The organism is Alistipes communis, assembly GCF_006542665.1.
In the GTDB taxonomy this organism is placed as follows: Bacteria; Bacteroidota; Bacteroidia; order Bacteroidales; family Rikenellaceae; genus Alistipes; species Alistipes communis.
This window is the reverse complement of the sequence record NZ_AP019735.1, coordinates 108,839-130,850: the sequence shown is the minus strand read 5'-3', so window position 1 is coordinate 130,850 and position 22,012 is coordinate 108,839. Positions and strand designations below refer to the sequence as shown.

Genomic DNA, 22,012 nt, shown 5'->3' with positions numbered 1-22,012 from the left:
GCGGTCAGAATTTGATGTTTACGTTAAAGCCGATATTCCGCAGCGAGGGCGTCATGAAGTAGTCGATGCCCTGATAGAAGTTCTCGGTCGAAGCGACGGCTTCGGGGTCGAACGGCGCCTTGCAGTACATCATCCACAGGTTGCGGCCGACGAGCGACACGGTAATGTCGCACACCTTGAGCCAGCGCCGCGGAATGGTGTACCCGACCGAAAGTTCTTGCAGACGCACGTTGGTCGCAGAATAAGTATAGTACTGCGGAAGTCCCGACTGCGCGCCGATGGCGGTGTACCACGTTTCGGCATCGACCATCGAGCGGCCGTTGAGCAGCACGCCGCCCCGGTCGCGTGCCGCGGCCGAGGCTTCCGACACGCCGAACAGATCCATGTTGGCCTGCGTCGCGGAGTAGACGATACCCCCGATGCGGGCCGTTACGAGCGCCGAGAGCTTCACGCCCTTATAGTCGAACGTATTGCGCCACGAGAGGTTGTATTTGGGGAATACCGACCCCAGCTTCATGTCCGGCAGGTTGTCCTCGATGGCGACATTGCCCGCGTCGTCGATCTCGATGTCCCCGTCGGCGTTGCGCCGAAGGTCGGACGTGGTGTAGAGGTCGCCCATCGAACCGCCCTCCTTGAGGATGTATTTCGCGCGTCCGAGCCCTTTGATTTCCAGACGGTCTTTGGAGTAGACCTTGCCCGTCTCGGGATCGCGCCAGTTGCGCATCAGTTCGACGATCTTGTTCTTGTTCCACGAGAACGTTACGGCCGAATCCCACGTGAAACCCCGCCACGTATGCGTATAGCCCAGCATGGCCTCGACACCCGTATTGCGGACGTGGCCCGTCTGCACGTACATGTCAGACCAGCCGGACGAGGCCGAAATATTGGGGTTGAACGTCTGGTTATAGGTATCGGCCCTGTACCACGAAGCCGTCAGCGTGAAGCCGTTGAGAAAGCGCGCGTCGAAGCCCAGTTCCCATGATTTCGTCCGCTCGGGGTAAAGGTCGCCGATCGGGCGGTTGGTCTTGTCGTCCCACCCCGAAGTCGTATGGTCGTAGGGATGCGTCGGATAGGTCAGCTCGCGCGGGAACGGAACGCCCACCGATGCCCACGAACCGCGCAGCTTCAGATAGGGAAACAGCTCCGGAAAATCGAACGTTTCGCTCGGAAGCCACGACAGACCCACCGAGGGGTAGAAAAACGATTTTTGGGGCGAGCCGGCCAACTGCGACGCCCAATCGTTGCGGCCCGTGAGGGTCAGGTAAAGCTGCGATTTCCAGCCTACCTCGACCGAGGCGAACAGGGATTGCGTCTGCTCGTGCCAGCCCGTGCGCTGCACCTTGCGCTTCGTGGATTCGATGGCCTCCGGATGAAAGACGTTCGACGGCTTGGCCAAAGGCCCCGAGAGAATCAGACCTTGCAGCCGCGTGTCGTTGATCGACGCACCCGCGTGGGCCGCGAGCGAGAGGCTTTCGGCAAAGGTTTTCGTGATGTTGAGCATCACGTCCCCGTAGGTCTGGCGCGTCTGCTCGTCCTGCTGCGTGTAGTGGCCGTACTTGCTGCCCTCCAACAATGTGGCGTTCGACGTAGCATAGAGTTTCTGCGTGTAGAACAAATCGGTATTGTCTACCTTGATGCGTCCCGAAACGTCCATCCAGTCGGTGATCTTGTAGGTGGCACCCGCCGTAAGCATGTAGCGCTTGCGCGTATTCTCACGCGGGTTACGGTACGCGATCCAGTAAGGGTTCTGCATACGCAGGTCGCCGCCCTCGCCCTGCGGCCAATACTGCTCGTAGATGTTGCGTGCGGGATTCCAGCGCTCGAAAGCACGCGCCGCGTTGAAATCGTCTCCCCGCGGAAACAGATAAGCCGAAACCAGCGGGTTCGAATAGACTCCCTGATTGGTCATGTTGCGGTCTTGCTGGATGATGTAGTTGGCCGCCACGTCCAGCGTCAGACGGTCGCCCAGAAAATGCGACGTATTGCGGAATGTGAAATTGTAACGGTTGTATTCGTTATTCGGCGTGAGACCGTCGGAATTGACCGCCGCGGCCGAGAAATAGGTCTGGTTCTTGTCCGAGCCGCCCTGCAACGTGAAGGAGTTGGTGTAGACGTGTCCCGTCTCGAAGAAGTCATCATCCGGAGAGTAGTTGTAACGCCCGGCATCCGGGAGGCGTTCGCCCCAGCTATGGATCGTCGAACCCGTGGACTTGCCCTTGCGGCCCGTGCCGTACCGTGTCTGGAATTCAGGCATCCGCAGCGGCGAGAGAAACTCCGTGTTGCTCGAAAGCGTTACTTTCAGTTTGCCCGCTTCGCCTTTCTTCGTGGTGATGAGCACTGCACCGTTCGCGGCATCCGAACCGTAGAGGGCCGAAGCCGCGGCGCCCGTCATAACGGACATCGAAGCGATATCGTCGGGGTTCAGATCCGCGATGGATTCCGTAGCGCCGCGCGAGTCGAACTCCATACCTCCTTTGGACGAGTTGTTGAACATCGGGATGCCGTCCACCACATACAGCGCATTCGAGGACTGCATGATGGATTTCATGCCGCGCATGGTGATCTTCGCGGCACCGCCCACGCCCGACGAGGATTGATTGATGACCGCTCCCGCGACCTTGCCGGACAGGGAGTTGATGAAGTTGGCATCCTTGACCATCGTGATATCTTCGGCCGCGACCTGTGCCACGGTGTAGGCCAGCGCCTTCTCCGAACGTTTGATGCCGAGGGCCGTTACCACTACGGAATCTATCTCCTCGGCAGCCTCTTTGAGTACCACGCGGAACTCCGTGCGGGTGCCGATTTCGAGGTTCTGAGAAGCATAGCCCAGAAAGTTGATCGTAAGACGGGACGTCGAGGGCGACGGTACGCTGAGGCTGAAACGGCCCTCGGAGTCCGTCGAGGTGCCGATCGTCGTGCCCGCGACGAGCACCGAGGCGCCGACGACGGGACGCCCGCCCGCATCGACGACGAGGCCCGACACTGCGGCCGGCTGTTCCTGCGGACGCTTCGACAGGAGGATCGTCGTCGTGGAATTCAAAAACGAATAGGTGTAGGGGGTGGCCGCGAACAGACGGTCGAGGACGGTTTTCAGCGGTTCGTTTTCGGCATACACCGAAACCGGATATTCGATGTCGATCTCGATATTGGGAACGAAGCGATAAGAGGTTTGTCGTTCTATTTCGCTCATAGCCTGCTTCAAAGGCGCTTGTTTCAGGTGCAAGTCCAGACGCGCTGTCTGAGCCTTGCCCGAAAGGGGGATGCACAGCAGAAGCGCCGCGAGCGAAAACGTAAGATACGCACGGATTTGCGCAATACGCTTTTTATTCATACATTTGTCGATTAAGGTTTAAGTAGACTGGTGTTTACGCTTGAACCTTCGGCCCGCACAATGCTCCTAACATTGCGGCGGGCCTCCTTTATTTGGGAAGTTCAGCGGATGGTCGGTTCGGGTAGTTCGGGGGTTAAGTCATAGGCAGAGGCTGTTTATAAGGTTTACGAATAGTTATTTGTGCGGCCGTATGACGACGAGCCGCTTTTCGGAATCGAACGTATAGTCGAAAGGATAGGAGTTTTGCAGGACTTCCAGCGCATTGTCGATGCCGTCCGCGATGCGGATCTTGCCCCACTTGTAACGGCCTGCGGGCATCGGAAGAGCTTCGGAGTCGATTCTCACGTTGAAAGCGCGGCGGAACGTCGAGAGGAGTTCCGCGAACGAGTGTCCCTTGAGGTTGATGTAGCCGTCCGTCCACAGGTAGTCGTCCGCATCCGCGATGCGACCGCGCACCAAAGCCCCGTTTTCGAGCGACGCCGATTCGTTCGCTGCGAGCACGAGCCGTTCGCGCGTCGTACGGTTCACGACCTCGATACGGCCCCGCAGCAGCGCCGCTTCGAATGTCGAGCCCGCGGCATCCGCCCGAACGTTGAACTTCGTGCCCAGCACCCGGACATCGCAGGCCGCAGTGCGAACCACGAACGGGTGATCCTCGTCGTGTCGGACGTCGAACATGGCTTCGCCCGTGATGCCGACCGTACGCTCGCGGCCCGTGAACACGGCGGGGCACTCCAGCGTAGCGCCCGCATTGAGCCACACCGTCGTGCCGTCCCCGAGCGTATAACGCACCGGAGCGTCCTGAGCCGCCAACACCGTTTCCTGACGCCCGAACGTCGTGAGGTAATGCGAGGCCGTGAAATGAACGGCTCCCGCACACAGCACGACGGCGGCCGCCGCCGCGGCACTCCAGCGCAGCAGACGGCGACGGCGGCGCACACGCATACGGCTCGCGGAATAAAGGTCGTCGAGGCGGGCGTCCAGAAGCGTCAGCGTTTCTAATTGCCCGTACATCGCCGAGAGCGTCTTCCGGTTTGCGGGATCGGATTCCAGCCACGCTAAAATCCGGGCCTCTTCCTCTTGCGTGCTGCGGCATTGGATATACCGGTATAATAATTCTTTATCCATTCTCTTGGGGTTGTCTATTATAATAACACCCCACAAAGACGGATAGACAATTATTTTTGAAAATAAATATTTTTAGGAAATGTGCTGTTCTGAAAATAAATGAAATAAGGCTGTTTAATAAGTTTTGTCGCCCCGTTGATTATAGAAAATTATATTAAACTCACTTCTATTTGCAGAAATTGAATATTTCAATTATCTTAATTGTATCAAATATAATTTTAATGGATTTCATAATTATCGTATTATGTACATAAAATCCGTACACATTGAAAACTATAAAAGTTATAAAGGCTGTTTCGATATATCGTTGAACAGCGGTATAAATATTCTTGTTGGCAACAATGAGGCCGGAAAATCGACGCTTATCGAAGCAATACATTTGGCTTTAACCGGAATGCTGAATGGCCGGTATCTTAAAAATGAGCTATCACAATATCTGTTTAACAATGATATTGTTAATGAGTATCTGGACAATCTTAAAAATGGTCGCCCTGCATCTCTGCCGCATATTCTTATAGAGTTGTATATCGGGGGCGATGACTGTCCCATGTTTTGCGGGAATGAAAATAGCCTCAAAGCGGATGACTGCGGACTGTCATACAAGATAACCTTTGACGAACGTTATAGGGATGTTTACGAAGAACTCATCAAACAGGATGTCAAAACGTTACCCATTGAATATTACGATGTCGTTTGGACGTCATTTGCACGGGACGGCTTGATAACAAGTCGCAATATTCCGTTGAAGTCGGCTCTGATAGACTCGTCCAATACTCGCTATCAGAATGGGTCGGACGTTTATATATCCCGTATCGTCAAAGAGTGTCTGGAACCGAAAGAGATCGTGGATATTACTCAGGCGTACAGAAAAATGCAGGAGGTGTTCATGGGGGAAGAATCTATCGGAAATATCAACACTCGATTAAAAGGGGCCAGCAGAATCTCGAATAAAGACGTGGAATTATCCGTCGATTTGTCCTCGAAAAACGCATGGGAAAATTGTCTGATGACCTATCTGGATAAAATCCCGTTTAATTATATCGGTAAAGGCGAGCAATGCATCGTCAAAACCAAATTGGCTTTAGCCCATAAAAAAGCGAAAGAGGCGAGTATAATTTTAATGGAAGAACCGGAAAATCATCTGTCTTATTCCAAACTGAACGAATTGATAGCTGCCATAAAGGAGCATTGCAAAGAGAAACAGATTATCATTTCGACACACAGCAGCTTCGTTGCGAACAAATTAGGTCTGAAATCTTTGATTCTGTTGCATGATCGAAAGACATTGCGGCTGCATGATTTGTCGCCAAGCACGATTGATTATTTCGAGAAATTATCGGGGTACGATACACTGCGACTTTTGCTCTGCCAAAAGGCAATATTGGTAGAAGGAGATTCCGACGAATTGGTCGTGCAAAAAGCCTACTTGAAGAAATACGGAAAACTACCAATAGAAGATGGCGTGGACGTAATAGCTGTCGGCAATCTGTCGTTTTTACGATTCTTGGAAATTGCCAAATACCTTACGATTCAGGTGACGGTAGTTACAGACAATGACGGGAACATTGATGCTTTGAATGAGAAATACAAGGAATACAAGGATTTACCCAATATTTGCATCTGTTTCGATGACACGATAGATGCCGGGGATTTGCGTATTGGCGATAAGCCATTCAACTACAATACGATGGAGCCTAAAATTGTAAAGGCGAACTCATTGGATAAAATGAATATCATAATGGGCACTGCATATGAAAATATTGATGATTTGCACAAATACATGAAAGCACATAAGACGGATTGTGCTTTGGCTATTTTCAATACAACCGAAGAGTTGGTATTTCCTGAATACATAAATAGAGCTATTCTGTGAACAACAAAGTCATTATAGCAGCTGCGGGTTCCGGCAAAACGACGCATCTTATAGAAACGGCACTCCTATTGCGGAATGCCACTATACTTATCACTACATTTACAGACGAAAATGAGAAGGAAATACGAACCCGTTTTTTTGAAAGAAACGGATGCATACCATCCAATGTCGTCATTCAAACATGGTTCTCATTTCTGTTACAACATGGGGTCAGGCCCTATCAAGGATATTTATATGACAAGAATATCGTCGGGTTATCTTTAGTAAACAGCCAATCCGCTTTGCGTAGTCGAGAAACGAATGTCGAACGTCATTATCTTACTGGGGATAAAAAAATATATTCCGACAAAATCGCCAAGTTCGCCTGCCGCTGCGACGAACGCTCCAATGGAGCGGTAATATCCCGATTATCCAAAATATATACTCATATTTTCATTGATGAGGTGCAAGATCTTGCCGGATATGATTTGGAATTTTTAGATAAGTTATTTCTTTCTCCACTGGAAATTCTATTAGTAGGAGATCCTCGTCAAGGAACTTTCTCAACAAATAGTTCTGCTAAACACAAACAATTCAGACGGTCTAATATATTGGATTATTTCAAAAGTCGCAAAATGAAATTTAACCTCGATATTGATTCACAATCTTTGAATGTAAACCATCGGTGTGTATCTGAAATCTGTGATTTTTCAAATAAACTATATCCTGATATGATTGCAACAACGTCTGATAATACATCTGAAATAGAGCATAAAGGGGTATATTTTCTTCGGCAAACAGATGTGGAAGAATATTTACAGAAATACAGTCCTATTCAGTTACGACAGAGTAAAAGTACCGATACCCATCCTGCATACCCGACATTGAATTTCGGGGTATCCAAAGGTTTGTCATTCGATAGAGTTCTCATATATCCAACAAAGCCTATTTTAGATTGGATTATCAGAGGAATAGAATTGAAACCGACAAGTAAGTGCAAGTTATATGTCGCTATAACGCGGGCACGATATAGTGTCGCCATTTTATATGATTATAACGACAATGTAAATATATGTGGAATAACAAAATATAAATGATAATTGTATTGCACCTCTACTATTTGAACCTCTTTCTTGAATATGTAATTAGTAGAGGGGTAAAAACTTGTTAGCAATCTTATTATTTTGTCGCGGACGGCTTAATGAAGCACCGTCCACAATGCCAGCAGAGGGGCATAGTCTTTCAGTGCTACGCGAAGTTGCTCTTTGGCTGTCTGGAGCCGGTAGTTGATCTGACGTTCCGAAAGGCCGTACAGCCGTTCGATCTCTTTGTAGCTCATATTCTCTATACGGTGCGCGAGAAAAACGCGCCGCGTGCGCTCGGGCATCCCCCGGAGCGTGCGTTCGATGATCTCGCTGACTTCCGCATAGCGCATCGTTTCCGGAAGCGTCGTTTCCAGAATATCGAGGTGTTGCTCCAATGTCCGGACAGCCGATGTGCGCAGTTTGTCGTGCGCCTCATGGTGCCGCTTGCAATCCCGCAGATAGTTCAAACATCGGTTTTTGACCGACGAAAGCAGGTAGGCCGGAATATGTTCCGTGTCCACCGTCGCACGGCTTTCCAAGAATTGAATAAAACTTTCCGCAACCAAGTCTTCTGCGGTCATAGCGTCCCGAACGTAGGATTGGGCGATACGCAGGAACCGTGGCTTGTAAGTCATATACAGATGTTCGAAATCGCGCTGCGAGATCGGGAGCTTCGAGGCTGACATCGTTAAGATCGTTAAGGCTGTTTTGCCAAATATACAATTTTATCCCCAATCCTGCAAAACGATCTCGGCACTTACAAAAAAGAGGCTGTCTAACAAGTTTAGGCAGCCCCTTTATTCTTAACTAACTTTTGATAGCAATAGACTTTTGAAAAGCTTTCGAGGGCTTGAAAGCCGGGATCGTATGGGCAGGGACGATCATCGTCGTATTTTTGGAGATGTTACGCGCCGTTTTGGCCGCCCGGTGTTTCAGCAAGAACGTGCCGAATCCGCGTAGGTAAACATTCTCACCGCCGATCAAGGAGTCCCGGAGCTGCTCCATGAATCCTTCCACTACACTCGTTACGATTCCTTTCTCAACGCCAGTCTGCTCCGCGATCCGGCTTACAATGTCCGCCTTTGTCATATCCTTATCGTTTATAGGTTCATTATGATTCATTCCGGTTGCGCTTCGGGCAGGAACGCCGCGAAGATTCTGCGCAGTTCCTTTTCCGATAACCGGTTGCTGCGGATCGTTACCACGCCCTCCGCCGCCTCGGCTGTCAGACGGCCTCCCGTTACGGCACGGCCATCCGCCCCGACATAGAAAGCCGAAGGGTCTGCCTCGACCGCCCACCGCAATATCCGGTCGCATTGTCTTGTTTCGATCGTCAACTTCGCCATAATTCCAATCAGTAGTGCAAAGATAATCTTTTTCCCGCCAGTTCGCAACGCCATGTCCGTTCCCCGTGCCAACGGCTGCCATGCCGACGCCAACGGCTGCCACAGCGGCACCGCACCGCCGTCCGCAGTCCGCGTCGTCTTAAATTTGCAGCAGAACCATTTAATAACGATGCGAATATGTCACAGGAGGACGATCTAAGGGGGCTGTCCAAGGTCATGGACTTCATGCGGGCCCTGAGCATTTTATTCGTGGTAATCCACATCTACTGGTACTGCTACGGTCAGATTCTGGCGTGGAACGTCAATATAGGCGTGATAGACAGGATTCTGCTCAACTTCGACCGCACGGCGGGACTGTTCGGCAGCATACTCTACACCAAACTTTTCGCCGTGCTCTTTCTCGGCCTCTCGTGCCTCGGCACCAAAGGGGTCAAGGAGGAGGAGATCACATGGCGCCGGATCCTCGCGGCACTCGCGGCCGGCTTCGTGCTCTTCTTTTTCAACTGGTGGCTGCTCGACCTGCCGCTGCCGCTGTCCGCCGTCACGGGGTTCTACATCCTGACGCTATCGGCCGGATATATCTGCCTGCTGATGGGCGGCGTGTGGATGAGCCGGCTGTTGAAGAACAACATGATGGACGACCCTTTCAACAACGAGAACGAATCGTTCATGCAGGAAACGCGCCTCGTTGAGAACGAATACTCGGTGAACCTACCGACGCGGTTCTATTATAACAAGCGGTGGCACAATGGCTTCGCCAACGTCGTAGTGCCGCAGAGAGCCTGTATCTGCGTCGGCGTTCCGGGGTCGGGCAAGAGCTACGCTGTTGTCAATCAATTCATCAAGCAGCAGATCGAAAAGGGGTACACGATGTACGTTTACGATTTCAAGTTTCCCGACCTCGCGGAGATCGCCTACAACCACCTGCTGATGCACCAAGAAGGCTACAAGAAGGTACCGACCTTTTACGTCATCAATTTCGACGACCCGCGCCGCTCGCACCGCTGCAACCCGATCAATCCCGCCTTTATGAACGACATCTCGGACGCCTACGAGAGCGCCTATACCATCATGCTGAACCTGAACAAGACATGGGTGCAGAAGCAGGGCGATTTCTTCGTCGAGTCGCCCATTATCCTTTTCGCCGCCGTGATCTGGTTCCTGCGTATCTACGACGGGGGAAAGTACTGCACTTTTCCGCACGCCATCGAGTTTCTGAACAAACGCTACGAGGATATCTTCCCGATTCTGACGAGTTATCCGGAGTTGGAAAATTATTTAAGTCCGTTCATGGATGCGTGGCTCGGCGGGGCGCAAGACCAGTTGCAGGGCCAGATCGCCTCGGCCAAAATTCCGCTCTCGCGCATGATCTCCCCGCAGCTCTACTGGGTCATGTCGGGCGACGACTTCACGCTCGACATCAACAATCCGGACGATCCGAAGGTGCTGGCGGTGGGCAACAACCCCGACCGGCAGAACATCTACGGCGCAGCCCTCGGTCTGTACAACAGCCGTATCGTAAAGCTCATCAACAAGAAGGGGCAGCTCAAATCGTCGGTCATCATCGACGAGCTGCCGACGATCTACTTCAAGGGCCTCGACAACCTGATCGCCACGGCCCGGAGCAACAAGGTAGCCGTGTTGCTCGGATTCCAAGACTTCAGCCAGCTCAAACGCGACTACGGCGACAAGGAGGCCGCCGTGGTGATAAACACCGTCGGCAACATCTTCTCCGGACAGGTAGTGGGCGAAACGGCCAAGATGCTCTCGGAGCGGTTCGGCAAGGTGCTGCAAAAGCGACAGTCCATGACGATCAACCGCAACGACAAATCGACCTCCATATCGACGCAGATGGACAGCCTGATCCCGGCCTCGAAGATCTCGACGCTCACGCAGGGGATGTTCGTCGGGGCTGTGGCCGACAGCTTCGAGCAGCCTATCGAGCAGAAGATATTCCACGCCGAAATCGTCGTGGACAGCGCAAAGGTCAAGGCCGAGACGGCCCGCTATGTGAAGATACCCATAATCACCGACTTCAGGGACGAGAACGGCGTGGAGCGCATGCAGGAAACGATCAAGGAGAACTACGACCGTATCAAGGCCGAAGCCGCGGAGATCGTCGACAAGGAACTCGACCGCCTACGCAAAGACCCCGTGCTGTGCAAGCTGCTGCCGCCGGAGCAAGGAGCATAAAGAGACGGAATTGTGTCAAAACGCAGATTTTTGATACATCCCTATTTCGGTCAGGGTTTAGTAAGATAACGAGAGTGCAGAAAAAGGGCAAGTGTTTTATTTACAGTATATTAGTTCTCTGTTTGCATATGCTTGGAGTAATAGAAGCAGCAAAATCGGGCAGGTTTAACGGTAAGTTCGGCTACTTATCCGTTATTTGTCCGAAATGCTTTGTTTTTTTTTTTTAAATATTATTTTTCAACATTTTACATCGAAATTCCGCATAGCAAATAACTTGGCTTAACGTTTGACAGACCTTCAATGTTCGAGTTATCATGCAACGCAGCACTTTCCAAGTCTTTTTCTACGTGAAAAGGCTATCGGAAAAATACGGTCAAGTCCCCATTATGGTTCGGTATTACGATCAACGGCACGATGTCGCGGTTTAGCTGCAAACTCTCCGTTCGCGCCTCACTCCGGGATGCCAAGGCTAACCAAAGCGGCAGGCAAAAGCCTCGAAGCCCAGCACATCAACGAAAAACTGAAAAATATCAAGACCAAGCCTCTGCGATCGGAATTCGTATGTCACGGTCGAAAAGATCCGCAACGCCTTCCTCGGTATGGGCGATGACTGCTGCCTGCTGCTGCAGACCTTCGACGAATACCTTGCGGGCTTCTTCAAACGTGTCGATAAAGATCGTGCTTATTCCACCTACGAGGATTACTGTCTGCGTCGCAGGCGTCTTGCTGCTTTCCTCGAATATGAATATCATGTCAAGGCCATTCCTTTCAAAGAGCCGGAACGCGACTTTATCGAAGAGTTCGTCGTTTACCTCTCCACGGTAAAAGGTCCTGCCTCCGGAACGATCCATGCCGGGGTCAAAAAACTGCGTCTGATGACCTATAACGGTGTATAAGAACGGCTGGATTTCCGTCGCCTCTTTCGCGGGATTCCATGTCAAACCGACATACGCCGAACGTCGTTATCTTCCATGGAACTGGAGCAGTCGTTCATCGAAAAATTCCACGCCTATCTGCATCATGACCTCGGCATATTCTCCAACGCCTCGTCCGGATTCAACTGCCTGAAATATCTGGTCAATACTGCCTTCAACAACGGCTGGATGCCCCGCAACCCTTTAACACTCTACCGCTGTACTTCTCCGCAATGTGCGGAATCTTTGCGGTGGCCGGGCGACGAGGCCGTATCATTGCTGCCGATGGGGTTCTCGACAGACCGCAGCCGAAGGTGGTACAGAACGTCGGCGGCAATTTCAGCACTTTCTATCGAACGCTTATGCAGGAAGCGTTCGCAAAGAGTGCCGTAAACGGGCCGTCGAAGATGGAAAGTTTTAGACTCGAAGATAAGCAAATTAGCAAGCGAAGTATCATATGACATAGCAATACGGTATTGGAGGAATAAACCGTAAATTATATCTTTGCTCCTGATAAAACAATCCTTCTCATTATGAGACGAACTATAATTCTATCTGTTTTTACCATGCTGATATTCATCAGCTGCCAGAAAAACACTATTGTTGAATTACGGTTGAAGCATGCGGAAGAATTGATGTCGGAGCATCCTGATAGTGCTTGGCATATACTTGAATCCATCGACCGACAAGCACTCGATTCCCGGCGCATAAGAGCCCGTCATGCTCTTTTGTCGTCACAGGCGCTCGACAAAAATTATATCGATGTAAACAATGATTCTTTAATCTGTATTGCTATTGACTATTACGCGAATCATGGCAGTTATGAAGATCGGGCTAAAACATATTACTATCACGCGATAGTTCAAGGTAACGCTTCAAATACAGAGGCAGCCATCAAAGCTCTCGTTATGGCCGAGGAATATGCCAAGAAAACAAAAAACAGTCTCTTGAACGGTTTAATATTTTCGTATCTTGGAGATCAATACTATAGTCAATATAGCTTTGATGGAGCCATTGCGGCTTATTCTTCTGCAATTCCTTTCTTCGAAACTATCAAGAATAAAACTTACCTTTTATACGTATTATGGCGAAAAGGTGTATCGCTGAATTTGGCCGATAATCCACAACAAGCGATCGAGTGTTTATCCGAAGCGCAAACGATCGCGGTAGATTTGGGAGACCGCCCCGCAATCTTGGATATTATAGCTTCCATCGGAGGAATAAAAATAGATAGGAACGACGATATAACATCCTTACAAACTTATAAACAAGATATATTCGATATATATAACAGATATGCTGATGGAGAAATTCCGGTGGAGCATTATCCTCTTATCGGATATATTTATTGGCAGGAGGGACAGATCGACTCCGCCCGTATATTGTGCAATCGATACTATTCGCTCCAACCTCATATAACATCATTGAATGTGGGCGTTTTGAGTATTCTGTCTCAGGTTGAAGAATCGGATGGCAATTATAAAAAAGCGTTATTTTACGAACGTTTGTACTCCAATTATTCCGATTCTCTCAATATGGAATGGCGCAATAACCTGGTGCAAAATCTCGAACGGAAATATAGAACCGAATATTTTCAAAAGTCCTATGCCGCATTGAAAAAGACGAGCCGGTATGCGATGGTATCTTTGATTTTGGTTATTGCAATAATCATAATTCTTGCAGCGGTTGTAATTGCGTCTTACAAACGGGCCATATATCGAAAAAATCAGGAACTCAGCGAATATGAACATTATATAAGGGAAAGTAAAACGCATTATGCGGAACTGACCCATGAGTATAATGAAATCAAAAGGAATCTGACGATTCCCAATGAGCATTCTCAAACCTTATTTGTCATCTTGGAGAATAGAATCAAAAGCCTGCAAAAATTACTGGAATTGGCATCTATTTGTGAAACGAATCCAGATAATTTTTACAGACAATTCAAGGAACACCTCAAGGTCGCTTCCGGAAAAAATCAAGAATTGGCGAATGATGTGATTGCTATCGCGAACTTATCCTGTCATGGAATAATTGACTATTTACAAAAGTCATATCCGGCACTTTCACAACGCGAACTTTGCTATTGCGGGTTTATTTGTTTGGGATTTTCTCCGGAAAGTATTCGGATTTTATATAATCATACGAATACTTACAGCATCTATACGCTGCGAAGCAAAATTCGCAGTAAATTGGGAATAACGAACGATTCGTCGAACCTCGAAAAATACATCGTAGAACTGAAAAAATACCTGGGTAAAACGACTGATCTTGTATAACTATTTGTATTTCAATAGAATACCCCCCCCACGCAGAACCGTCTGTGGGGGATTTTTATTTTATTACACTGAAAATCAAATACTTGAACTCAACACTCCGGCATATAATATTAGTATATGATTTTTATTATACATATAATTGATAATCAAATAATTGCAGAACATAGTATAATATCGAAATGTATGGTTTTTTAATATTTTTCCCATTTCAAATTTTTAAATTTGACATACACAATTACTAATAATAAACATAGAAAAATGAAAAGGATTATTCTTCTTATGTTTCTGAGTTTTCTTGCGTGTGGAGAACTCGTTGCGGCCAATGAAATTAGCCGGGAAGTAAAAATCAAAATTGTTATTTTAGGAGGAGATAGGCCTCGCCCTCGGTCAGAACAAAGCTGGAATATCGTGGCTGCCGAATTGAACGGCAACCTATTATTTATTGATTTCTATGAAACCGTCGGCAAGGTTACAATTACGGTGAAAAATTCATATGGACAAATCGTCTGTTCGCATCCTTGCGATACGACATTCGAGCCGGTAGTAATCATGAATGTCCCCGTTGATAAGGATAATTATACCATCAATATTATCGGAGACCAGATAGAAGCTTACGGAGAGTATTACTTATAGAACGCCCATTATAATAATCGATTGAATGTGGGCTGACATAAAGGGCATTTAATTATTGAAATTCGGATTGCGCAGTCCTGAGGGAGGTTGTCGAAAATCCTTAAAAAGAGTAGACACTAATACTAATTTTTACAATGTTATGAAACGTTTTGAGGTAATCAACGGTTCGAAGTTCGAACGTTTATCGTACACTGAAATGGCTCAAACCAAAGGTGGGCAATTTTGTATTTCCTGCATGAAGCGGGGGCGGGCCATTCGAATCGGCTGGAAAACACAGGAAGAATTACGCCAAGAAAATATTCCGACTTCTTTCCCGATGCGTTAATTAGACGAGATAGAGGAGAGGGAGAATTTCCTCTCCTCTATCGAAACAACTTCTCCATTATGAAAAGGAATATATTTGTTTTCGCATTGATTTTATCAATTATCACGTTTAATTACGCCGTTGTATATGGAGACGTAGCCTATCAAAATGCAGACAGCCTCGCACAAATCCGGGAAAATCGAGAAATAAAAATCAGCGGCAAAATCGACATAACGGATATTGCAACGCCGGCAACAGAGGTACCCAAGTTTCTCTCATTGTCGGGCCTGCCCCATCCTTTCAATGATTCCATACCGGAATATATATTGGATCAGGTAACACTCCGAAATAAAAGTTTATCTAAGGACTCATTATGCAGTGCAGACTTAATTTGGGTACTTCGCCCCTATCTGCAATGGCTGCAAAATATCGATCCTCATTTTCGGGTCGAACCGCAACCCGTTCATTTCTCGGATGTAAAAAAAGCCGATGATATTTCCGTATTCGGTTTTTTATCGCTCAACGTCAATGATACGCTTATCGTAGATCGTTCAATCGACCCTCTCTTTCAACAAGGCGATCGAATCCTGCGCATCAATGATGTCCCAGCCTCACAATATCTTCAATATTGCTATGACGACAGACATATCTACCCGTTCACCCTTTTATCCAATTATCATTATGCGATTATTACTGCATTTGATTACAAGATTCGTTTGGCTCGCAAAGGCAATATTTTGGAAATCAATACATCCGGCTTCCCGTGGAAAGACGTGTATCTCAAATTGAACCGACAACGTGAATTTCAAAGTCGAATCTTCAAAGATGCCAAAACAGGATATTTTTCGATCGGAGAGTTTTATCCTAATAACAATCTTCTGATTCGCAAGCTGCGAACGGCCGTACTTCAGGCTCGGCGAGAGGGATGTACTTCGTTCATATTGGATTTAAGAGGCAATCCGGGCGGTAACGGACATTCATTCGACAGGCTGCTATCCATATTCATCAATCGGTCGACCATTCCGTATTTGAAGAACGAACGATTAAAAGTCTCTCCATGGACCTTAAATGATTACGATTTTCTGACCTCGGATATGCTCGGTTCGGTCATCGAGGTTCCAAGTCAACACATAAATAAAACCATATACCTCGATCAACAATTATACATCCCGGGGATGCAATACTATGTATTGATGGACAAAGATACGAGTTCAATAGCCGCATCGTTCTGCAATATTCTGCAATACAATGGCGCCGCCCTGTTAGCCGGGGAACCACTACGCCGCAATGCGTTGAAATACGGGGAAACTGTGGAGGCCCGATTCGGAATTTCCGGATTATATCTCTGCGTATCGACGGTCGAATACGACGAATACACCCGTGCTGTCGACGGGGTGCTGATGCCCGACATCGCCATTCCATACATAGCGCAGGATTACCTTTCGGGAGGGGATGCCATGCTCGACAAATTGCTGGAAATCATTGAATCCAACCCAATAAATTAAAAGTACATGACCGATCTGAAATGGTCTCGTTTCAATTTTCCGGTCGAAACGGAAAAACATCGGATATATATAAGAGTTGCGCAACTCAAGGAGTATTCTGAAAATCCTAAAAAGAGTAAGAAGTTAATTTAATCAATTGAATTATGAAACGTTTTGAAGTAATCAACGGTTCGAAGTTCGAACGCCTTTCGCATGCAGAAATGGCTTCTGTAAAAGGCGGCCGAGTGTGTATTTCATGTATGAAACGTGACAGAAAATTCAAAGTTGGGGTAGAAGGTACCAGTTGGTACTTTGGACCTAACAAGACTCCGTCGTACAACAACGGTGAATTTGATGACATGTACTAATCGCTAAACGCAGGATTGTTACGGCGCAAATAACCGTAACAATCCTGTATTTATTACTATTTTATTACTATGAAAAACCGCATGTCCCGCCTCCAATTATTGTTTTGTATCCTTACATTTATAGCAATTTTACCATGTGCTGCACAGGATACTAAATCATACGCACACACTCTGGAACTGCGTAACAGCCGCATGGTTCCTGTCGAGAATCGCGCCATCGAAATTTACGACGTCGTTACTCCCAGAACCGAAATCGGACAGAGATTGTTCAAAATACACGAGCATCCGGCTTTCGATTCCCTGTTGACCCCCGAAGCGGAGCAGCGCATCCTTTCGGAGATCAATCTGCGCTGTAATAAGCTCGACAAGGATACGCTCCTGACATCCGATCTGATTTGGGTGTATCGCCCTTACTTCGATTGGCTCTTCAACGAAGATCCCCACTGTCGAATTGAGCCCATGATTCCGGCCAAAGACGTGCGAGAGACCAAACGCCTCAAGGTTCCGGAATTCGACGTTTTATGCATCAATGACACGCTGATTGTCAACCAATCTCTCGACCCGGATTATCAAACAGGCGATCGAATCCTATCTGTCAACGATATTCCGGTATCTACCTTTTTGGAATATACCTACCCCGACCGCTACGATACTCCAGCCAATATCATGCGCCATTATTATTTCAGCAATGTCGTTGATACATTCCGGATTAAACTGGAACGCGGCGGGTGCATAATCAACACAAGTACAGCCGGTGACACCCAAAGCCGTGTAGTGCTGAAATTGAAGCAACAGCAAGCACTAAAGGTACAAACGTTCCCCGATGCCAAGAGTGCTTGTATTACCATTCCCTCTTTTTACCCTAACAATAGTTGGCTCATCAAAAAACTACATAACCAAATTAAAAAGTTTAAGGCCATCGGCATTACCAACGTCATTCTCGACTTGAGAATGAATCCCGGAGGAAACGGAGATCGATTCGACGAACTACTCTCCATTTTCATCAACCGGCCATCGGTGAAATACCTTCGAAAAGCCAAAGTCAAATGTTCGCAGAAGACGATAGATCTGTATGATTTTCTTACAGAAGAGATGCTTGGACAGACTGTTGAACTGCCTGACAACGAGATTGTACGTGAATTTCCGTTACAATCCGAGATGTATATTGACGGAATGCGATATTACGTGTTGATGAGTCGAGATACAGGCTCGATAGCAGCTTCGTTTTGCAATATTCTTCAATTCAATGACGCAGCATCGCTCGTAGGAGAACCTCTTTTGCACAATGCCCTGAAATACGGAGAAACAGTGCAGGGCAAAACATTATTGCCCACGTTACTCAAACAGACAGGTATTTCAATCGTCGAATACGATGAATACACCCGTGCTGTCGACGGGGTGCTGATGCCTGATATCGCCATTCCATACATAGCGCAGGATTACCTTTCGGGAGGGGATGCCATGCTCGACAAATTGCTGGAAATCATTGAATCCAACCCAATAAATTAAAAGTACATGACCGATCTGAAATGGTCTCGTTTCAATTTTTTGGTCGAGACGGAAAAACATCGAAAATATTTATACAACAGCTACTCCAATAGCTTAATCGCATTGGACGACTCGTTGTACGAGAGCCTCCTGTCTTTATCTCGGGATAATGGAACGTCAGTTTTGTCGGCATTTTCCGAAGAGGAAATAGAATATCTGAAAAAAATATATGCGCTGGTCGGAGACGACGATGCCTTGGTAGACATTCTTCATCATCAAAGCATGTCTCGGTTGTATTCGAAAAAGACCCTGGTCCTGACCATCGCACCTACTCAAAGTTGCAATTTTGCTTGTACGTATTGTTTCGAGAAATGGCGTCAGTCGGGTGCGCTTTCGAATCGGACCGAAGATGCGATCATAAACTATATCAAGCATCTAAAGCAGGAGGATGGCCTTGAATCAGTCAATCTTACATGGTATGGCGGGGAGCCGTTATTGCAATATAAAAGGGTTATCTCATTAGCCCGAAGAATTGATGTGCTGGGGCTGAAAATCAATGAAAATCTGCTGATAACCAATGGATATTTCTTCACACCGGAAGTTGTCGAAAAACTGGTCGAAGCTAAAATCTCGGAAATCCAGATAACTCTCGATGGGTTCAGGGACACTCACGATATTCGGCGACCTTTGGTCAATGGAAAAGGAACATTCGATACGATTATCAAAAATTTGGATGATTATTATAACGGTCGTTTCAGGGATGCATTCGCCATCGCTATTCGGGTAAATATCGACAATCGGAATTATGAAAGCTTTATGGAAATATACCAATGGCTGAACGATAGGTATAAATCTAAAAAGCTAATCGTATACCCCGGAATCGTGGTTCTGGATGAAACCGATTGCAACGCCTCGACATGCTTGAGTCGAAATGCCGTAACGGATATTTTCCTCGATTTATTTACCAAATACGGAGTCGTCACGGAGGAATTATATCCCGATGATGTGAATATGGAATGCATGACCCGCAGCCCGTATAGCATGCTTATCGGCAGTCAGGGCGAAATTTACAAATGTTACGAGGACCTCGGGAATAAAGAGCTGACCGTAGGGAACATCAATGACCCGGAAATATGGCACAATTACGAATTAATCGCGAAATATGCCGTAGGGATTGACCATTATAACGATCCGAAATGCCGTAAGTGCAGTTATTTGCCTATATGCCGAGGCGGTTGTCCCATTCGTCGTTTCGAGAATGTATATAAGGGGAAACATAACGATTGTTGCACGCCGTTCAAAGGCCGCATAAAAGACTATATTGAACTATACTCGAAAATTCTTAATGACTAATCGTATATGGTCTTCCCCTCTTTTACCCAGCTCGATGCGATGGACTGCGGGCCGACGTCGCTGCGGATCGTGGCGCAGTACTACGGGCGGCACTACTCGCTTCAAAATCTGCGCGAGCGGTGCCACATTACGCGCGAAGGGGTATCACTTTTGGGTATCAGCGACGCCGCGGAGTCGATCGGCTTTCGTACTACGGGGGTGAAGATGACCTGGGAGCAATTGCGGGAGAAGGCAACACTACCTTGTATCGTACATTGGAACCAACAACATTTCGTGGTCGTTTATAAAATCGTCAAAATCCATAATGATTGGGAGATTCATATTTCCGATCCAGCCGCAGGGTTATTGAAATACAGAGAAGCCCAATTTCTGAAATCGTGGATACAAAGCGGTCGTAAATCATTCAACATATCGGTCGATTCAGCTTCGGCGTCTTCCGCTGCATCCCGATATGGCATCGCCCTGTTGCTGGAGCCTACGCCCCAATTCTACAAGGAGAAGGGCGACGAGGACAAGCGGCTGAAACTGGGTTATCTGCTGCAATATCTGCGCCCGTACAAGAGCTATCTAGTGCAACTGGCCTTAGCGATGCTCACGGCCAGCGTGCTGAGCCTGATCCTGCCGTTCCTCACGCAGTCGGTCGTGGACAAGGGCATCGGTACGGGCAATCTCTCGTTCGTGGTGATGATGCTCATCGCCCAAGTGGTGCTGGTACTGGGCCAGCTGGCCAACAACCTCATCCGCTCGTGGCTGATGCTGCACATGACCACCCGGATCAGCATTTCACTCATCTCGGACTTTTTGGCCAAGCTCATGCGTCTTCCGATCGCCTTCTTCGATTCGAAGATGGTGGGCGACATCATGCAGCGCATCGGCGACTACGACCGCATTCAGTCGTTCCTCACGGGCTCGCTGCTGAGCATGGCGATGGCCGTCGTGTCGTTCGTCATCTACGGAGCCGTGATGGGCGGCTACGACCCGACGATTCTCGGCATCTTCCTGTTGGGCAGTGCACTCTACATCGGCTGGATCCTGCTCTTCATGAAGCGTCGCCGCAAGCTGGACTACATGCGCTTCCAAGAGGCGGCAGCCAACCAGAGCAACATCGTGCAGCTCATCAACGGTATGCAGGAGATCAAGCTCAACGACTGCGAAAAACAGAAACGCTGGGAATGGGAGCGCATTCAGGCGCGGCTGTTCCAAGTCTCCATCAAAGGGCTCGTGCTGGGGCAGACGCAGGAGGTGGGCGGCACGTTCATCGACCAGACCAAGAACGTCGTCATCTCGTTTCTGGCCGCCTCGGCCGTCATCGAGGGCGATATGACCCTCGGCATGATGGTCGCCCTGCAATACATCATCGGTCAGCTCAACGCACCGCTGTCGCAGTTCATCCAATTCGTGCAGGCGACGCAGGATGCGAAAATCTCGCTCGAACGCCTCTCGGAAATTCAGGAGAAAGACGACGAGGAGCCGGCCGACGAAGAGCGCATCCGCATGATTCCCGACCATGCCGACATCGAATTCCGGGGCGTAACGTTCCAATACGACGGCCCGCACTCGGCCAAAGCGCTCGACGACGTGTCGGTAACGATTCCGGCGGACAAGGTTACGGCCATCGTCGGGGCGAGCGGCTCGGGCAAGACCACGATGCTCAAGCTGATGCTGGGCTTCTACACGCCGACCTCGGGCGAAGTGCTGCTCCACGACCGCCGCATCGCGCAGTACAGCCCGTCGTGCTGGCGCCGGGCATGCGGTACGGTCATGCAGGAGGGATACATCTTTTCGGATACCATAGCCGGTAATATCGGCGTCTCGGACGAACGGCCCGACATGGAGCGGGTGCGCCGTGCGACGCGCATCGCCAACATCGACACCTTCATCGACGAACTGCCCTTGGGCTACAACACGAAGATCGGTACCGACGGCCACGGACTGAGCGTCGGGCAGAAACAGAGGCTTCTGATCGCGCGGGCCGCCTACAAGGATGCGAAGTACCTCTTCTTCGACGAGGCGACCAACTCTTTGGACGCGAACAACGAACGCACGATCATGGAGCGCCTCGACCGGCTCTTCGAGAACAAGACGGTCGTGGTGGTGGCGCACCGCCTCTCGACGGTCCGCAATGCCGACAAGATCGTCGTGCTGGACCATGGACGCATCGTCGAGCAGGGCACGCACGACGAACTGACGGCCAAACGGGGATATTATTACGAACTGGTGAGAAATCAGTTGGAACTGGGAAATTAAAACGAAG

Annotated in this window: 17 protein-coding genes and 1 pseudogene; 13 read left to right on the top strand and 5 right to left on the bottom strand. The window is 48.7% G+C overall.

Translation table 11 applies throughout. The features are described from left to right. Positions 1 to 4: 4 nt before the first annotated feature. A complete protein-coding gene (locus tag FMF02_RS00605; RefSeq protein WP_141411853.1) occupies positions 5 to 3,331 on the bottom strand; it encodes a SusC/RagA family TonB-linked outer membrane protein in 3,327 nt (1,108 codons plus the stop codon). Positions 3,332 to 3,505: 174 nt separating this feature from the next. Further along, complete coding sequence (locus FMF02_RS00600) at positions 3,506 to 4,459, bottom strand: FecR family protein (RefSeq protein ID WP_141411852.1); 954 nt, start codon at positions 4,457 to 4,459, stop codon at positions 3,506 to 3,508. 244 nt (positions 4,460 to 4,703) lie between these two features. On the opposite strand from FMF02_RS00600, the gene FMF02_RS00595 reads away from it, so the two are divergent. Together FMF02_RS00595 and FMF02_RS00590 are read left to right on the top strand one after the other, a co-directional pair. Continuing rightward, positions 4,704 to 6,332 carry an ATP-dependent nuclease gene (locus FMF02_RS00595; protein ID WP_141411851.1) on the top strand — a complete coding sequence of 543 codons (1,629 nt, stop codon included), beginning with the start codon at positions 4,704 to 4,706 and terminating at the stop codon, positions 6,330 to 6,332. Continuing rightward, positions 6,329 to 7,408, top strand: a complete 1,080-nt coding sequence (locus FMF02_RS00590) for a UvrD-helicase domain-containing protein (RefSeq protein ID WP_141411850.1) — start codon at positions 6,329 to 6,331, stop codon at positions 7,406 to 7,408. Before FMF02_RS00595 ends, FMF02_RS00590 begins: the two co-directional genes overlap by 4 nt. A gap of 101 nt (positions 7,409 to 7,509) precedes the next feature. On the opposite strand, the gene FMF02_RS00585 is transcribed toward FMF02_RS00590, so the two are convergent. The 3 genes from FMF02_RS00585 to FMF02_RS00575 all read right to left on the bottom strand — a co-directional run bounded on the left by FMF02_RS00585 (position 7,510) and on the right by FMF02_RS00575 (position 8,742). After that, positions 7,510 to 8,082 carry an RNA polymerase sigma-70 factor gene (locus tag FMF02_RS00585; RefSeq protein ID WP_141411849.1) on the bottom strand — a complete coding sequence of 191 codons (573 nt, stop codon included), beginning with the start codon at positions 8,080 to 8,082 and terminating at the stop codon, positions 7,510 to 7,512. Positions 8,083 to 8,203: 121 nt separating this feature from the next. After that, positions 8,204 to 8,485, bottom strand: coding sequence for an HU family DNA-binding protein (locus FMF02_RS00580; protein WP_141411848.1), 282 nt, complete (start codon positions 8,483 to 8,485; stop codon positions 8,204 to 8,206). A 29-nt stretch (positions 8,486 to 8,514) separates the two neighbouring features. Beyond that, positions 8,515 to 8,742 carry a hypothetical protein gene (locus FMF02_RS00575; protein WP_141411847.1) on the bottom strand — a complete coding sequence of 76 codons (228 nt, stop codon included), beginning with the start codon at positions 8,740 to 8,742 and terminating at the stop codon, positions 8,515 to 8,517. A gap of 177 nt (positions 8,743 to 8,919) precedes the next feature. Here FMF02_RS00575 and mobC point away from each other — a divergent pair, with 177 nt between their 5' ends. From mobC to FMF02_RS00525, 11 genes and pseudogenes are all read left to right on the top strand, one after another. After that, positions 8,920 to 10,935, top strand: coding sequence for a conjugal transfer protein MobC (gene mobC, locus FMF02_RS00570; protein ID WP_141411846.1), 2,016 nt, complete (start codon positions 8,920 to 8,922; stop codon positions 10,933 to 10,935). 314 nt (positions 10,936 to 11,249) lie between these two features. After that, positions 11,250 to 11,904: pseudogene (locus tag FMF02_RS00565) on the top strand (phage integrase SAM-like domain-containing protein); the annotation flags it as partial. Positions 11,905 to 11,906: 2 nt separating this feature from the next. Continuing rightward, entirely contained in the window at positions 11,907 to 12,242 is a 336-nt protein-coding gene (locus FMF02_RS13595) for a phage integrase SAM-like domain-containing protein (RefSeq protein WP_162502249.1), read from the top strand. A gap of 173 nt (positions 12,243 to 12,415) precedes the next feature. After that, positions 12,416 to 14,128, top strand: coding sequence for a tetratricopeptide repeat protein (locus FMF02_RS00560; protein WP_162502248.1), 1,713 nt, complete (start codon positions 12,416 to 12,418; stop codon positions 14,126 to 14,128). A gap of 258 nt (positions 14,129 to 14,386) precedes the next feature. Beyond that, a complete protein-coding gene (locus FMF02_RS00555; protein WP_141411844.1) occupies positions 14,387 to 14,761 on the top strand; it encodes a DUF3244 domain-containing protein in 375 nt (124 codons plus the stop codon). 139 nt (positions 14,762 to 14,900) lie between these two features. After that, a complete protein-coding gene (locus tag FMF02_RS00550; RefSeq protein WP_141411843.1) occupies positions 14,901 to 15,086 on the top strand; it encodes a hypothetical protein in 186 nt (61 codons plus the stop codon). A gap of 59 nt (positions 15,087 to 15,145) precedes the next feature. Next, the gene (locus FMF02_RS00545) at positions 15,146 to 16,570 is read left to right on the top strand and encodes a S41 family peptidase (RefSeq protein WP_141411842.1); all 1,425 of its coding nucleotides are present in this window, start codon (positions 15,146 to 15,148) and stop codon (positions 16,568 to 16,570) included. Positions 16,571 to 16,713: 143 nt separating this feature from the next. After that, positions 16,714 to 16,917 carry a hypothetical protein gene (locus FMF02_RS00540; protein WP_141411841.1) on the top strand — a complete coding sequence of 68 codons (204 nt, stop codon included), beginning with the start codon at positions 16,714 to 16,716 and terminating at the stop codon, positions 16,915 to 16,917. Between the two features lie 69 nt (positions 16,918 to 16,986). Beyond that, the gene (locus FMF02_RS00535) at positions 16,987 to 18,426 is read left to right on the top strand and encodes a S41 family peptidase (protein WP_141411840.1); all 1,440 of its coding nucleotides are present in this window, start codon (positions 16,987 to 16,989) and stop codon (positions 18,424 to 18,426) included. 6 nt (positions 18,427 to 18,432) lie between these two features. After that, positions 18,433 to 19,758 carry a radical SAM/SPASM domain-containing protein gene (locus FMF02_RS00530; protein WP_141411839.1) on the top strand — a complete coding sequence of 442 codons (1,326 nt, stop codon included), beginning with the start codon at positions 18,433 to 18,435 and terminating at the stop codon, positions 19,756 to 19,758. Between the two features lie 6 nt (positions 19,759 to 19,764). After that, the gene (locus FMF02_RS00525; protein ID WP_141411838.1) at positions 19,765 to 22,005 is read left to right on the top strand and encodes a peptidase domain-containing ABC transporter; all 2,241 of its coding nucleotides are present in this window, start codon (positions 19,765 to 19,767) and stop codon (positions 22,003 to 22,005) included. The last annotated feature ends 7 nt before the right edge of the window (positions 22,006 to 22,012 follow it).

Coding starts and splice junctions, on each gene's coding strand:
- FMF02_RS00605 (WP_141411853.1), bottom strand. CDS start 3,331: ATGAATAAAAAGCGTATTGCGCAAATCCGTGCGTATCTTACGTTTTCG.
- FMF02_RS00600 (WP_141411852.1), bottom strand. CDS start 4,459: ATGGATAAAGAATTATTATACCGGTATATCCAATGCCGCAGCACGCAA.
- FMF02_RS00595 (WP_141411851.1), top strand. CDS start 4,704: ATGTACATAAAATCCGTACACATTGAAAACTATAAAAGTTATAAAGGC.
- FMF02_RS00585 (WP_141411849.1), bottom strand. CDS start 8,082: ATGTCAGCCTCGAAGCTCCCGATCTCGCAGCGCGATTTCGAACATCTG.
- FMF02_RS00580 (WP_141411848.1), bottom strand. CDS start 8,485: ATGACAAAGGCGGACATTGTAAGCCGGATCGCGGAGCAGACTGGCGTT.
- FMF02_RS00575 (WP_141411847.1), bottom strand. CDS start 8,742: ATGGCGAAGTTGACGATCGAAACAAGACAATGCGACCGGATATTGCGG.
- mobC (WP_141411846.1), top strand. CDS start 8,920: ATGTCACAGGAGGACGATCTAAGGGGGCTGTCCAAGGTCATGGACTTC.
- FMF02_RS13595 (WP_162502249.1), top strand. CDS start 11,907: ATGGAACTGGAGCAGTCGTTCATCGAAAAATTCCACGCCTATCTGCAT.
- FMF02_RS00560 (WP_162502248.1), top strand. CDS start 12,416: ATGCTGATATTCATCAGCTGCCAGAAAAACACTATTGTTGAATTACGG.
- FMF02_RS00555 (WP_141411844.1), top strand. CDS start 14,387: ATGAAAAGGATTATTCTTCTTATGTTTCTGAGTTTTCTTGCGTGTGGA.
- FMF02_RS00550 (WP_141411843.1), top strand. CDS start 14,901: ATGAAACGTTTTGAGGTAATCAACGGTTCGAAGTTCGAACGTTTATCG.
- FMF02_RS00545 (WP_141411842.1), top strand. CDS start 15,146: ATGAAAAGGAATATATTTGTTTTCGCATTGATTTTATCAATTATCACG.
- FMF02_RS00540 (WP_141411841.1), top strand. CDS start 16,714: ATGAAACGTTTTGAAGTAATCAACGGTTCGAAGTTCGAACGCCTTTCG.
- FMF02_RS00535 (WP_141411840.1), top strand. CDS start 16,987: ATGAAAAACCGCATGTCCCGCCTCCAATTATTGTTTTGTATCCTTACA.
- FMF02_RS00530 (WP_141411839.1), top strand. CDS start 18,433: ATGACCGATCTGAAATGGTCTCGTTTCAATTTTTTGGTCGAGACGGAA.
- FMF02_RS00525 (WP_141411838.1), top strand. CDS start 19,765: ATGGTCTTCCCCTCTTTTACCCAGCTCGATGCGATGGACTGCGGGCCG.